This window comes from Adlercreutzia muris (assembly GCF_041223505.1).
GTDB lineage: Bacteria > Actinomycetota > Coriobacteriia > Coriobacteriales > Eggerthellaceae > Adlercreutzia > Adlercreutzia muris.
This window is the reverse complement of the sequence record NZ_JBCLQK010000004.1, coordinates 188122-203422: the sequence shown is the minus strand read 5'-3', so window position 1 is coordinate 203422 and position 15301 is coordinate 188122. Positions and strand designations below refer to the sequence as shown.

The window sequence follows — 15301 nt, the reverse complement described above, 5'->3', positions numbered from 1 at the left end:
GGGGTATGGAAGTGCGGAACTAGAGGGAGAAGATGCTGGGGGCGAGATACCAAGCGTCGTTGATCTTGATAATGCGATAGGCCGTGGGGAAGGCCTCGGGGGCTTCGCTGGCAGCAGCGTCAGAGGCGCCGGCCCCCTCCGCGGCGGAAGCGGAATCCCCGGCCTCGGGAGCAGCGCCGCCCTCGCCCGCAGCGCCGGCGGCCGTCGGCTGGGCGTTCACCACATAGGCGGCCTGGAGGAAGCGCTCGAGTCCGACATCTTTGAAGCGGGCCTCGAGGGATCGGACCTCTTCCGGCGAGCAGGCCTCGCCCTGTACAAGGGCAAAGCCCTCGGGGGCCAGCGTCGCGGCCAAGGCGGCCACCTCGGGATCGGTCAGGCGCTCGATGAGAGCCGCGGGAGAATCGGCGCCAAGCGATGCGGACCAGGCGCTCAGGTAGTCGGCCGGCAGAAAGCTCAGGGCGCTGCGCACCCACTGGGCCTGAGCCGACGGATCGTCCGGCGCGGCAAGGGCCCGGTTCAGACCCGGGGTAACAGCCGCGAGCAAATCATCGGCGAAGGCATAGCCAGCACCCTCGGAAACGATGGGCCCCGCCGTGAGCACCTCCTCGCCACCTTCGGCCGCGCCTTCCGCGACAGCCTGGCCATCGCCCTCGGATGCGACACCCCCGAGGCTCCCATCGCCCTCGGGTGCCGCATCTCCGTCGGCCGCGACCTCGGCGCTCTCCCCGGCCGAAGTCTCTACTGCCGGGGCCTCCGCTGGATTCGACGGCGTCATGCGGCCCAGAAGCAGCGGCACCGCCACCACGCACGCGATGACCGCCACCAGCCCCACCAAGGCTGCCAGCAAGGCCGGACGCGGCGCACGGCCCTCATCGGCCCGAACGGCTGCCGGAGCCTCGACCTTGGCTTCCGCGGCAGCCGCGGCGGCCGAGGATGTCGATGGCAGGCCTGAAAGGGGCTGCGCGGGCGAAATACCCGGACGCTCATCATCGGGGGAAAGCAAATCGGCCACAGTGGCCTCCTTTTCAAAACACGGGGACAAGGCACGGAATATGCCCAAAGCCAAGAATACCCCATAAAGCGGGGAGCGGCCCCCAGGACCGCTCCCCTCCTCGCTTAATCTAGACGATCAGCCGGCTGCTCCGTCCGAAACGGGCCCGGCGCCCTAGATGGTGATATCCACCCACCGCTCAGGCTCCTCCTCTTCACGGCGACGCAGCAGCGAGAGAACGAGCATCATGGCCGCAAGCCCCGCCAGGGATGCCAGGATGAGACGCAGCAGCGAGGCAGGATCGCCAGTCTGGGGCAGCAACTTGTGCGTCACCTTCGCCAGCCAGTCCTTCTGGAAGATCTCCGTCATCCAGTCATCTTCCTCTCCAGGATCGGGAACGGGATCAGGCTCCACGTAGTAGCCCGGATCCACGGCCCGTCCGGCATCGCGCGTCCACTGCTGGGGCGCGAGCACCTGGTAGGCGACGCCGTAGGCATTGGGAGCGCCCCGCGGGCTCAGCACGCCGAGCGGCTCGCTGATGCCCACGTTGTCGTCCACGTCCTCGCCACGCAGGTTCATATGGGCCACATCGTTGTCGAGGTTGTCGTCCTCGCCCACATTCAGCGGCACCCATTCCGCATCCGTCGGTTTTTCCATGCGCACGCGATACACATAGGGACGACCATAGCCATCCACCGCCGGCAGGCCGACGAAGGAATAGCCGCCCTCCAAGTCGGTCTTGGTCGCGGCCACCCGCTCCCAGATGCCCTCGGAGAGCACGCCGTCATCCTGGTTGCGGTCGAGGTCGGCCGCCGGGTCGGGCACATCCATGGCCAGCAGCTTCTTGAGCCGCGCTGCGGCCTGACCCTCTCCGTCGTCGGCGTTGCCATCGTCTGGGTTATCGGCATCGCTTCCGCCCGGGACGCCGTCGCCGGCATCACCGTCGCCCGCGTCATCGGCCCCGTCGTCGAGGCCGTACACCCGGGTCACCCACGTCAGGGCCGTCACGTACGCCGGCTCATCAGCCGCATCGTCTCCGTCGGCCCCTTCTGCGGGATCGCCGCCGGAACCGGTGTCTCCCTCGGAATCAGCGCTACCCTCGCTGTTGCCGCCATCGGGATCAACCGGGCTCTCGTCCTCGTCCTCATCGGGACTGCCGGGAACCTCGTCCCCGCCCGAAACGGGCGGCTCTTCCACAGGCGGCTCCGCGCCGTCCACGATCCAGGCGATATCCAAGTAGCGCTTCGTTTCCTGGAGCGGGTTGCCCTCAGCATCCAGGTCGCTACCCGGCGCACCGTCGGTGATACGGCTCATCCAGCCCGCATCGACCGCATCGGCGAAGGTGGCCACCGAGCGCTCCAACACCACTTCCGCATCAATCACGAGCTCGTCATCTTCGGCCTGGAGGCCGTCTTTGTCAGCGTCCTTCCACACCCAGCCGCTCACGCTCGTGCCCGCGAAGGGAATGAGGCCGGCATCGTTGAAGTGGCTCGACCGCGACCCGAGCGTGGACCAGCGCAGCCCATCGGGGCCGTCCACCTTGGACTCCTCGGCATCGGCATCGTCGGCGGCCATGGCGAGCACCATAAGGCCGTCCACAGCCACCTCGCCCTCGGGATCGAGGCGCGTCGTGGCCTCGTCGAGATCGGAGTCGGTCTCGATATCCTCGCCGTTGTTCAGACCCGTCACGGCGAAGCCGCGCGGCATATCCACCACGTTCACGCGGTAGCCGTAGACCACCGTCTGCTCGGCATTGCCGATGACGCGCACCTCCGTGGCGGGCAAGTCGTTGAATTCGTAGTAGCCCTGGGGATACTCGATGACCTGCTCCTCGCCGAGGAAATCTTTCACGCGGCGCTCGAAACGGCCGGTGGTCACCACCCGGCAGGTGCTGGCCTGCTCCTCGGCGGAGAGATACACCGTGGCGCCGCCCGGCTGCACCACATTGCCCTGGGCGTCCACAAGGCGGTTGAAGTCGCGGTCGAAGACCCACTGGTCCTCTTCCCCGTCATACCAGTAACGGGTCAGCTCCACCGTGGCGCCGGTGATGCCGGCCTCTCCTTCCTCGCGCAGCCCGTTGCGGTTGCCGTCGTTCCACACGGTACCGGAAACGGTATTCAGATTCGGGGCCTTCGCGCCGGCGTCGAGCACCGTGCCGCTGGGAGCGGGCACGTCGAATGCCACCTTCTTGTCATCGGCATCGTCATCGTACTGGGAACCGAACACGGAATCCGGCTTGTTAGTGCTCTCGCGGCTCAGGTAGGCATAGCCATCGTCGATGGTCATGCCATTGCGATAGGTGATGGCCTGGCGCAGGGTAAGCGCCCCCTCCTCGCTGCGGGTGAGGTCGGAATCGGGGCCGCCCACATGGAAGCGGGACATCACATAGCCGTTGTTCAGCTCTGCCATGTAGACGCGGTAGCGCGTCTGGAACACCTCGTCGGCGGCACCGGGCACCCCGTAATCCACCAAGTCGCCCGCCGCGTCCTTCTGCACGTAGCACTGGAGGGCGCCGAAGCGGTAGCCGCCATCGGCACCGGTGGTGGTGGAGAGCGACCCAGGAGGCGCCGGCTTCACGGAGCCCTGGCGGTTCTCGGGGGTGTCGGGCAAGCCCTCGGGCAGGTAGCCGTTGGAGTCGCCCACCTTATCGGCAGGGGTGCGCACGGCCCATATCTCGGTTCCGTCGGGATCGGGGAAGATCACGGCGTCACGAGCGCGGGTCGCTGCGATCCGGGAGGCCTCGGATCCCTCGGAATCGGTCGGGTCGCCGGCCGTCCTCAGACGGGCCACCAGCTGGTAACCCGTGCGCTGGGCCAGGCCCTCGATGGAGACGATTCCGGCCTCGTCGGCTACCGCCCAGGAACCGTGGGCCGCGATCTCAGCTGCCGTGGCCCCCTCGGGGACCGCTGCGTACTCCCAGCCGTCCCAGGAGGGATCGGCTTCAACGTCGGCAATGGCGTCGTCGCCGACCTCCTTCCACCATCCCTCGCGCTCCGTGAAGGTAACCGCTGCGGCCGTCACATCCACATCGCCTTCGGCAAAGGGTACGCCAGCCACCGCCGTGGCCCCGCGGGTGGCCACGTAGAAGGGCTGCTGGCTCGTCACCAGGTTGCCGTCCCGATCCTGCTGGCGACAGATAACGCCGTACTGGGTGTTCGGCCTGATCTCGATGGTGTGGGTCGTTCCATCGAGAGCCGTCACGGTCATGCCGTCGCGGAAGCGGCCCGGATACTTGTCCTCCCAGGGGAATACCGTGACGAAGTCGGCGTCTTCCGCATCGGCGAGCCACAGCGGCTGCCAGTCGCCGTTCCCGTCGGTGTACCCGAAGCCCTCGATGGAGTATTGGGTGTTGTCAGTCACGTGGCGCACGCTCACGGAGCTGTCGGTAGCAGTCAGGTCGCCCGGGTGGGGATCGTCCACCGGATTGCCGAAGGCCGGGTTGTACACCCACGCCCCGGCCCCGCCTGCAGCGTGGGGATCGTAGTACTCCTGAGTCAGGTAGATCGTCTCGCCCACGAGCGGGTCTTCCAGGGGAACGAGCGTGCCCGGCTCCTCGCCGTCGTCGCCCTCGCCCGCGTCGCCGTTCTCCTCACCCTCGCCGTTGGCCCCATCGCCGGCAGCATCGTCCTCGCCCGGGACGACGCCGTCCTGCCCCGAGCCATCTTCCTCCGTCTCACCGCCGATGACCTTGTAGTTGCGAATACCATCGTAATTGGCATCGTCCCATGCCACGCCGGAGATGACCGCCGTGCCGAAGGGACCGAAGCCGCCGTTCATGCAGTCGGCATCGCGAATGGTGGACAGGTCGAAGGCCATGCCGTTGGCTCCCACGTAGTACGCGGGATCCGTCGCACCTACCGGATCGGCCTCGGTCGTCGCCCGATCGGCCAGAACCAAGCGGCCGTCGAGCACCGACTTCTCCTCATCCTGGGCGTTCACCTCGCTCAAGGTGATGGCGTAGTAGTCTTCGCTGTAGCCGGCATCGTTTGCAAGGCGATCGTTCAGCACAGCCGCATCCCCGGGACGGTGCACCTTGGAGGCCGCCGCGCTCACCGGCTCGTCGCCGTCATCGGATAGCAGGCGGGTCACCGGCATGCCGCGCACGGTGCCATCCTGGCCCGCGCGGCCCTCCACCTGCAACGTATAGCCGAGCAGATACCACTCGTCCCAGTCGTCGGTCACGAGCACGTCATCGTTGCCCTCGTCGTTGCCCGCCTTCACGTTGCGCGTCGCCGCGGGCAGGTCGTCGAAGGCGAAGCGACCCTCGGCGTCGGTGATGGCCCGCACGGTGCCGTTGGGCTCGGGCACCCATTCGTAATGGTAGCCGGCCATGGGCTGGCCCGCGGCATCCCGGGCCTCGATAGCACCCGTCGACGCCGGCCACGATCCCTCGTCGCCAGCAGCGGGATCATCGCAGGCGCACTGGTCGTCGGCCACCAGCTTGAGGCCCCAGGCCCGCAGGTACACGTGCTTGCCCGCCAGCTTCGGCTCGTCGGCCTGGTTGATGCCATCGTAGTTGCCGTCCTGGAACAGCACGCCTTCGATGGTGGCGGTCTTGCGCTTCAACAGGGCCGCGTCGTTATAGGCGCGATCGCTGCCGGCACCCAGGTCGTAGCGAGCACTCACAGCCGCTTCCCCGACCGCCGATGCCGCGGGCAGCGCCGCCAGAGCACGGGCCACCGTCGCGGCGGCACTGCGGGAGGCGCCCCGGGAAGCGGGCTTCTTCTGGGCCAGGGCCTCGTCCAAGGGCAGCAGGCCCTTGTCCTGGTTGTCGTTGTTGGACGGATTGCCCTCGGTCAGGTTGCCCAGTACCGAGCTCTCGTCCTGGCGGTTCAGCAGCACATCGTACTCGTCGGCCTGCATGAGGTTGGCATTGACGTTGATGAGGTCGGAGTCCTGGGTGAAGTTGTCCTTCTGCTGGTACTTCGCAATCATCCAGGCCCGCTGCTTGAAGCCGGCATCGGTATAGCGCACCTTGTAGCCGTAGATGATCTTCTCGCCGTTGGCACCTGCCCGCTGAGTGGGCAGATCCTCGAAGCGATAGACGCCCGAGCGCACCACCGGATCGCCGCCCTCGACCACCGGGGCGTACTCCTGCACCTTCGTATACTGCACGTGCTGGGGGTCGCTGCGCCAGGCCGTGGTGGTGTTCTGGTCGTAGTAGTCTGGGTCGGCATTGCCATCGGTCCAGCCCTCGCCGGGCAGCGCCCACTCGGGATCGCGCACCCAGTTGCCGTTCTCGTCGGGGATATAGCGCTCCAGGGTCACTCGGGCGTTGTTTATGCCGTCCTCGCTGGCATTCTCGTCATAGACGGTGCCGTCGCGGTAGGCGGTGCCGCCCACGGCCTCTTCCGGCTCGTAGACCACCGGCTCCTCGATGCCCGTGAGCTCGTTCGCGCGCATCACCGGGGTCTCGGCGCCGGCGTCGTCCACGGCGTACAGGTGGATCAGGCCGTCGGACTCCAGGCGCGAGCGCTTCACCACATCGCCCTTCATGAGGGGAGCGCCCTCCCCCTCGCCATCGGTCGGCGTGATGGCCTCGTACACTGTGATAGTGCCGTCCTCGGCGTACTCGATGAGCAGCGGCACGAGCTTATCCGGATCCGCGGGATCCGCAGCATGCACCACGGGCAGGCCCGTGGCCTCGTCGACCGATTGCACGCCGTCGTTGTCGGCGTCGTTCCAGAAGATGCCCACGATGTCCTGGGTCGGCGGGGGCAGCTCGCCCACATCGCCGGCCTTCACGGCGTCATCGCCCGCGGCATAGTCGCGGGCGTCCATCCAATCGAAGGTGAGCCGCCCGTCCAGATCGTTCTGGAAGTCGGTGGCGGCAATGGTCTCCTGGGCCGTGGCGCTGCGATCCTTGCCCTGGGCGGCCAGGATGATCTGACCCTCCAGCATCTCCTGGCGCTGACCGAGGTAGCGCTTGGGAGTCGTAAGGGGCGCGCCATCGGCGCCTGTGCCCTCCTCGGCCACGAAGGCCTCGCGACCGATGATCGGATAGTGCTCGGTGATGCCCAGATTGTCCGGCAGGTCGGAATCCACCGTCAGAGCCCGCTCCTCGGTCCCCTCGTGGTAGCGGGTCATCATCCAGGCGCCCTCCTCGGGCATGCCGTAATGGTCGCGGTCGTAGTTCTCAGTGAGGCGGTCCAGCTTCACGCGATAGGCGGCCAGGTACTGCTTGCCGGCATCATCGGTGTAGGCGCAGGGAAGGTTGTCGAAGCGGTAGACGCCCTCGTCGTTAGTGCGCACGGCCACCGTACCGTCGGCCACGACGGCGTCGGCGGTATCCCAATCGCCGGTCACCAGGGGGTGGTCGCCGTCGCGCAGCGTCGTGTATATATCAGTGCCGAAGTCCTCGTTGCGGAACCAGTGGCTCGTGTCATAGCTGGCCGAGATCTTCCCCGACAGGTTCAAGGTATCATAGTCGAAGTCGTCGGTGAGGAAGGCCGGCGCGCTGTCGGGATTCACCGCATCGGGATCGTAGTACCACTGCTCCAAGGTGACGATCTGCCCCTTAAGGCCCTCCTCCACGAGCTTGGTCGTCGTGGAGCCGTCGGGCAGCGCCACCTCCTCGGTCGTCTTCATATCCTGGAGGCCATCGTAGTCGGCATCGCGCCACACGCGGCCGGTGAGCGAGCGGGTGGGCACCGGCAGCTCGCCGGCATCGCCGCCATCGTAGCGATCGGCCCGCGCCCGCATAATATCGAACACCACCGAACCGGTCGCATCGCTGATGACCTGGTTGTGGGGCACCGTGACCAGGGTGGTCTTGTCGGCAGCCAGGGTAGCGTCGGCATCCTTGGGGGCCGCGAGGATGATCTGGCCGTCCTCGGCGCGCGTCCCCTCGTCGATGGCGCTCTCGAAGGCCTCCTCGCGGCCAGTGAGCGGGTAGGGCACCACGGTGTCAACCGGCGTCGATCCGAGGCCATCGTCGATATCGGAATCGCTCGCGAGGGCGCCCTCGTGGTAGCGGGTCATCATCCACGGAACGCGGGACACGACGTTGCCCGCGCCATCGCGCACGTCGGTCTGCTCCAACCCGTTCAGGGTCAGGCGATAGGAGGCCAGATAGAAGGCACCGGCATCGTCCACATAGGCCGTGGGCAGGTTCTTGAAGTTGTAGAGGCCATTGCCATTGGTGGTCAGGGTCACACGGCCGTCATCGCTCAGCGTGGCCTCATGGGGCTCGCCGGCAGCCCAGTCGTCGGTGGCGATGGCAGCCAAGGCGTTCATGGCATCGTGGCCGAACTGCTCGTTGCGCTTCCAGGTGCCGTCGGCCGGGTCGAAGTACCATTGGGTAAGGGTCACCGACTCGCCCTCGATACCCGGCTCGTCGTAGCGCTTCACCGTCCGCTTAAGCGGCTCGCCGTTCTCGTCGAGTACCGGATCGCCGTGCGCGTCGAGCACCTCTTCCTCCACTTCCGTGTAGGCCTGCTCGCCATCGTAGTCGTCGTCGCGCCATACCCGACCGGAAATCTCGCGACGGGGCACGGCGATCTCGCCTACGTCGCCGCCCTGGACCTCGGCAGCCCGGCGGGTCAGGTAGTCGTACTTCACCGTACCCGTCGCGTCCTGGTACACATCAGCGAGCGGGATGCTCACCTGGGAGGGCTGGTAGGCGTTCTCGCGGCCGGTGCCCACCGGAGCCGCCAGGATGATCTGGCCGTCGCGGTCCAGCGATCGCTGCTGCACGGCCGTGCCCGTGCCCGTATGGTCGAGTTCGCGGCCCACGATGCGCAGGGCCGGCGCTTGCTGCCCCTGGTTGTCCTCCACGTCCGAGTCGCGCTGTTCATCGTCGCCCTGGTGGAAATGGGTCATCATCCACGGCGTCTCGTAGAGCAGCTTGGTCGGGTCGTCCTCGTCGTACTTCTTCTCGACGCGCAGGCCGTCCAGGCGCACACGGTAGGCGGCCAGGAAATGCTCGCCCTCGTCGTTGGTGTAGGCCGTGGGCAGGTTCTCGAAGGTGTAGGCACCCTCGGCATCGGTATGCACGGTCACCCAACCGCCATCCTGGGTCTCGCCGATGGGAAGCGTGGACTCCTCGTTGGTCGTCTCGGCCTTCGCGAGAGCCCCGGTGCCGGCGTCCAGGTAATCGCGCACCCATACCGTGTAGTCCTTGCCCTGGAAATCCTGGCGGGTCTCGGTCTTCCAGCCGGCAGCCACCGAGGTGCGCACATCGTTGCCGAAGTTCGGGTTCTGCACCCAGTTGGCACCGTCGTAGTACCACTGGCTGATGGACACCGCCTCGCCGGCCAGGCCCTCCTCATCGTCGGTGCGCACGCCGTCGTAGTCCTCGTCGTTCCACACCACGCCGGTCACTGCGGACCGCGGCACCTCCACCAGGCCCACATCCCAGTGTTCGATGCGCTGGGCGGCGCCGAGATCGTAATCGATGGTAGTAGTGATGTTCCCGCTCTTGCGAGAGACGCGGCGGATGTTCTCGCGGGCTGTGGTCACATCGTCGGCACCGCCGGCCATGACGATCATCTGATCGAAGGACACGTCACCATCGTGGCCGCCGGTCACGGTCAGCGGACCGGTGCCCGGCGTCGGCGCCGCGGTGGAGCCGGATCCGCTCTCGTTCAAATAGTAGGCGTAGACCTCTTTGCCGTCGCGCACGTAGGGGTTGCCGTCGGCGTCCCGCACGAGTGTGGCGCTCATGGCGGCATCGGAGTCCAGTTCCTCGTCGAATTGGCCGGTCAGCGGATTGGTCGGCGCGTTGCGCAGGGAGATGCCCCAGTCGCGCTCCGCGGCCTTCAAGTTGTCGCGGTCGATGCGCACGCGATAGCCGGCCAGATACTTGGTCTTGTCCTCGTCCTTCACGGTCTTCGGCGCGTTCGGGTCGGCCACGTAGGTGAGCACGCCCTTGAACACATAGCTGCCGGCCGAGGAGGTGCGGGCCGTCTTGTACTCCAGGTCGTTGAGCACCCAGCGGCCCCGGCCGTTGCCGTTGTCGCCCGGGGTGCCGGGGTTGTAGTCCCGAGCCGCGAAGGCGTCGGCGTCCTCGGGCAGCCAGTAGTACTGCTCAAGGGTCACCGTCACCGCGCCCACGCCGATGTTGGGCACGTCGCCCTGGATGCCGTCGTAGAACACCGGGTTGCCCGCAGCGTCAACGCCGTCGTTCTTGTCGCTCCACACGTAGTTGCCGAGGAAGCCCTTGGTGCCGTCGATCCAGCCCAGGGCCAGCTTGTCGTAGACCTTATAGCCCTTCCACGGGTTGCGCGGATCCTCGTAGACCGCGTGGCCCTTGGCGTCCACGGGCACCGCCGCGTAGAAGCTGTTGGTCTCGCCGATGCCGCCCTTGAGCCACAGGTCGTTGTCCCACATGGCCGCCACCCGGTCGGTCGGGTTGCCCTCGGCATCCGCTGTCTGATCCTCGGCATTGGCGACCGGGCGCTTCAGAGGATCGTTCTCCCAGGCCATAACCGATGGCTTCAGCACGCGGTTCTTAGTATCGGTGCAGACGATCTTGTAGTTGTGCTCCGGCTCCAACGAGAAGCTGAAGGCACCGGAGGCGTCGCCCTCTACGGGCTCCCAACGCCAATCTAGGGTGTCCAGATCCTCGATGGCCACGAGCTTGTTGCCCGCGTCGTCGAAAGCGCGGGTCCATTTGTTCTGACCCTTTTCCGACACCATGAGCACGCAGTCGGTCTGCACCTCGGCCCGGTTGCCGTCGGTATCGTAGGCCTGCTCCCACGTGTCGGTCTCCTCGTCGTACACCTTCACGGACACCTTCATGTTCTTGAGGCGCAGCTCGTCGACGGCCAGGCCGTACTCGTAGGGATTCGACTCGTCCAGGTTCACGTTCACCCAGTCGAGCACGCCGTCGATGAGCTCAGGGTCGACCGCGCCGTCATTTTCGACGTACTTGTTCAGGTTCAGGGTCAGCTTGCCGTTCACCATGATGAATGGCGGCAGCTCGCCCTTGGAGGCGTCGTAGTCGGGCACGTTGTCCGGCGTGAGCGACAGCGGCGCGATGCCGGCATCGCCCTCGGAAGAGCCGCTCTGCGCGCTCGTCGCGGCCGGGGCACTCTGCGGGTTGAAGATGTCGCCACCGCCGTCGCCGCCGGGGTTGTCGCCGCCGTCGCCGTCGCCCTCGTCGCCACCCTCTTCGGGATCCTCTTCCATATCCTCGTAACCGGCCAGCTTGTCGTCGCGGAAGGCCACGCCGGAATACACCACCGGGCGGGCGATGCCCACGTTATAGCTGGTCATCTTCGCGTCGTAGATCTCATTTTGCGGATCGGCCCCCACAGCGTAGCGGTCGGCGTCGAAGGCCACCGCATCCACGCGGATCACCTCGGAGGTGGCCGTCATGGCATCGCCGGTGCGGTTTACGGACAGGTAGGAGGAGATGTCCTCCGTATCTCCGGTGGGAGCCCCCTTCTCGTTGACCACGGGCGCCGAGGCCGCGCCGATGCGCTTGGTGGTGAGCGCGTAGTTGGCGTACTGCCGGGGGAAGGTGAAGCGCAAGCGGTAATTGCCCGGCTTCAGCATGGAGAACATGTAGTAGCCGCGGTTGTTGTAGTAGTCCGACTCGGTGGTGTACACATAGGCGCCCAGGTCGACGCCCTCGGCCGTAGTAATGGGCTCGTAGCCGTAGATGCCGCGGATGGGCTTGCCGGTCTTGGCATCGGCCTTCACCCAGATCATCTTCGAGGACGTAGTGCTCTCGCGCACCTGGGCCACGGCCTCGCCGTTGCGGTTCACCGGCACGCCCCACTCGTTGAGCAACTCCACCTTCACGCCGTTCACGCCCGGGTCATCCGGCTTGCCGTCGTAATCCAAATCGCGGAACAGGGCGCTGGTGTCCTTGCCGCCGTCGTAGGTGTAGGCATAGGCGCCGCGAGCACTGTCGATGGACTTCTCCGTAGACAAGATGTAGCGGCCGTTGGCCCCCTTGTGGTACGTGGTTTCGTTGCCCAGGGTGTCCGTGGTCGTCTCGCCCAGGGTGTCGTTGGTCAGGCCGTCCCAGTTGTTGTCGAGCCACACGTAACTGCCCAGATAACCGTAGCCTTCCGGAGCATCCACGTACACGCCGGCCGGCTTGTTCTCTATCTTGCGGTAGGTCAGGCCACTCTCGCTGGAGCGGTAGTCGGCCATGGACATGAAGGTGTTCCACTGACTCGTCTCCCACAGGCGCTTCTGCAGCTCGGTGGCATCTTCCTTCAAGCCATCGATGGACTTGTAGGTCTTGCCGGCGCCGCCGAGGTACTTGGGCAGGTTCAGCGGGGCCGTCAGCTCGTACTTCAAGCGCACGTCGCCGTTGTTTGTCATGAGGTACAAGTCGTCGTCAAGCACGCGGCACCAAATGGTGCCGATGCAGCGGGTGAGGGCCTCGGCCTCGTCGGGATGGGCCTTCACGTAGGCCTTCAGGTCGTTGAGATCCACGAGGTTCACCTCGGCCATAGCGGCGGCCACTGCGGTCTCGCCGCCGTTGCCGGTGACGTGGGCCACAGTCCACTTGGTGATGTACTCGTCGATTTTATCGGCTTCCATCTCGGTCGCGTCGAGGTTGGCGCTGGCGATATCGATGGGCTCCACGATGTCGTCGGTGGTCAGGGGCCGGTAACGCACGTTGGCACCGCTGCCCTCGGTAGCGATGGGCCCGACCCACACCTGGCCCTGGGCGTGGATCTCCTGACCCGTCACCTTGTCGTAGCCATCTTCCAAGGCCAGCTCGTATTTGCCCTTGATATCACCGACAGTCTCGTCGTAGGTTGTGTCCGTGTACTCCATCTTGATGGAGTCGAGGTTCTTGAGCCAGCCAGACCACTGGGACTGGCGCAGATTGTACTTCTTCGCGTTGTTGTCGTAGGTGGAGGCCTCCTTGTCGCCGACATGGGGCAGCGTGTCAATGAAGGTGGAATGCTTGTAGAGCATGGCCGTCGAGGGATTGTTGCCCGTGTACTGCTGGATGAGCTCGTAGATATAGGTGCCTCCCTCGGGCACGGCCGCTGTCTGGGTGCGCTTGGAGAACTTCTCGTCAGTATAGGTGGGCTGCACCATCTTCTCCTGCACCACCTGGTCGTTATTGGTCCACCCGATGGAATCCACGTCCTTGCGCAACAGCGTCTCGGTGCGGTCGCCGTTGCCGTTGCCGTCATTGAGGTCGGAGCGGTAGGAGGAGTCCTTGGAAACCGCAGTTTCCGGATCGTTCAGCGTGGCCTTGTCCACGAGCACCGTCTGCTTCGTCTGGCTGTCAATGCGGAAGAGGGGCCAGTCGTAGAAGCTGTAGGAGCCGGCTTTGTCGGCATAGGCCGACAGCACCAGGGCGCTGCCCACATCGGTGGTGGCCGAGGAGTTCGGGTTGAACTGCATAGTGAAGTCGATGATGATGGCCTCGCCGGCGTTCAGGGTTCCACGGCTGCCGTTCTCGCCGGTGAAGTTCCAGGTGAAGCTGCGGCGGGTGTTGGACGTCGCGGAGGCATCGCCCTCGCTCGGCGCCACGGCGTCGTCTTGCGGAGAAACGGAGGCTTTGGAAGCGCTGTCGCCGTACAAGTAGGCGAACTCGTCCTTGGCCGAGAGGGTCGTACCGCCGTTGGCAATGAGGCCGCCGCCGAGCTGGGCCATGCCCTCTTCCTCGCGCAGGGCCGCCGTGGAGCCGGTGATGGCCACCGGATCGGACTCGGTAAAGCTGCCGTACTCCACCAAGTCGCCCACGGGCTTATCGGGAATGGGCTTCTCTTCGGGAGCAGGGGCCTCCCCCTCGTCCCCGCCATCGCCTTCCCCGCCGGAGCCATCGGCGTCGTGGATGTTGCGGATATAGGTGTAGCTGTCGTCGGCGTTCTTCGTCCACAGGTTGCCGTCATCGTCGCGCAGGTACTCCTTGAAGCGCACGACCCGGTAGGTCCACTGCGGAACCTGGGTGTTCATATGCACCGCATCGCCGGCCGAGGGCGACGAGGGATCGTGGCGGTAGTTCTCGTTCAGCGGGCTCGCAGGCTTGCCGGCGGCGTCCGTCTCGAACATCTTCTGGTAGGGAACGTACTCGAACACGCGGCTGTAGGGCCGTTCCTTGGACACGCGGTTGATGAGGTTGTTGCCCTGCACCACGAGGTTGCGGCCGACGGATTTCGCATCGGAGGCCTTCACGGTGGTGATATCGTAGTAGGGCTCGGTCACCTGGCCGGTGTCCGGATCAACGGTGCGCGGGTGATAGCCGATGATGGTCTCGGCCTGGGCAGCCACCGTAGTCTTGATGGCCTCCACGGTCTCCTTCGAGGTTTCGGGCACGCGATCGCCGGAGATGATGTCGATGGCCTTCAGCCGCCCGCTCAACTCCTTCAGCTTCGCCTCGAAGGCGGCGCGGTCGGTATCGACGAGCCCTTGCAGCTCCCGACCGATGGCCTGGATCTGCTCCGCCTGCTGCTCGCGCAGCTTCTGATCGGCCGTCTTGTCCGGCAACTTCGAGAACATGGAGCCCGGCGTGGGCCCGAAGTTCTGGATGCGGGGCAGCAGCGTGGAGACCGAGGGATTTGTACACGTATCGCTCGGGTACTCGTCCGCATCATAGCCGAGCAGCGTCATCTGACCTCGGGAGATGTTGTACAGGGTAATCTCGTAGCGCATGAACAGCGAGTCCTCCGGATCGAGCATAATCGACTCGCTCGTCCAGCCGTAGCCGTTGTTGGCCGTGCCGGCGAAGTACCATTGCTTCGCGTCGATCTTGATGGTGGGCCGCTCCTCGGAGCGGAAGAAGCCGGCGCGGCTGCGCTCGAAGGAGGCGTACTTGGTGTCGTCGTAGCGCGGAACCACCGTGGCGAAGTGGTTCACATGCACCGAGTCGGACACGGTGACCGTGGGATCCTGCCCGTCATCAGCCGCCGTCTGGACGTTCACATCGGCGCCGTTGGCCGTCAGGGCGTCGGCCACGGTGTCGGTCACCTCAGCCGGGGTGTCCTCATCGGCCAAAAGCGTAATGGTCTGGCCCCGATCCGGCGTACCGAGGGAGAACTGGCGTCCGAGAGGGCCGGTCACCTGGATCTTGGGCATCTCGGTGATGAAGGCCGATCCGTGGACGCCCGCGGCGTTCTTCGTCACCGATTCGGGCAGCGAGCTGCCCACTACCCATTGGGGCTTGTACTCGTCCACGAGCAGGTCGCCCTGCATGGTGCGCACCCAGCAGTCGTCGCCGCCCACGGCGGGGTTGGGAGCCACGCCTTGCTTGGCGGCCTCCATCTCGGCCGCCGACAGGGTGCGGTCGGCTCCCTTGCCCTCCTTGGTGGTGATGATCTCGCCGTAGAAGTAGAGGGTATTCGGGGCGATCTTGTAGACCTTGCTCATATCCAGGTAGTTGATGTTGCC

The 15301-nt window shown here is 65.8% G+C and carries 2 protein-coding genes (1 of these 2 cut by a window edge); both read right to left on the bottom strand.

Annotated features, from left to right (window positions below):
- Nucleotides 1-19: 19 nt before the first annotated feature.
- Nucleotides 20-1012 (bottom strand): hypothetical protein, encoded by a 993-nt coding sequence (locus tag AAK988_RS05645; protein ID WP_160324242.1) that lies wholly within the window; start codon nt 1010-1012, stop codon nt 20-22.
- A gap of 153 nt (nt 1013-1165) precedes the next feature.
- On the bottom strand, nt 1166-15301 hold the final stretch of the coding sequence (locus AAK988_RS05640; protein ID WP_369880484.1) for a hypothetical protein. 23661 nt of this gene lie beyond the right edge of the window; only the last 14136 of its 37797 coding nucleotides appear in the window; its start codon lies beyond the right edge, outside the window; it ends in the stop codon at nt 1166-1168.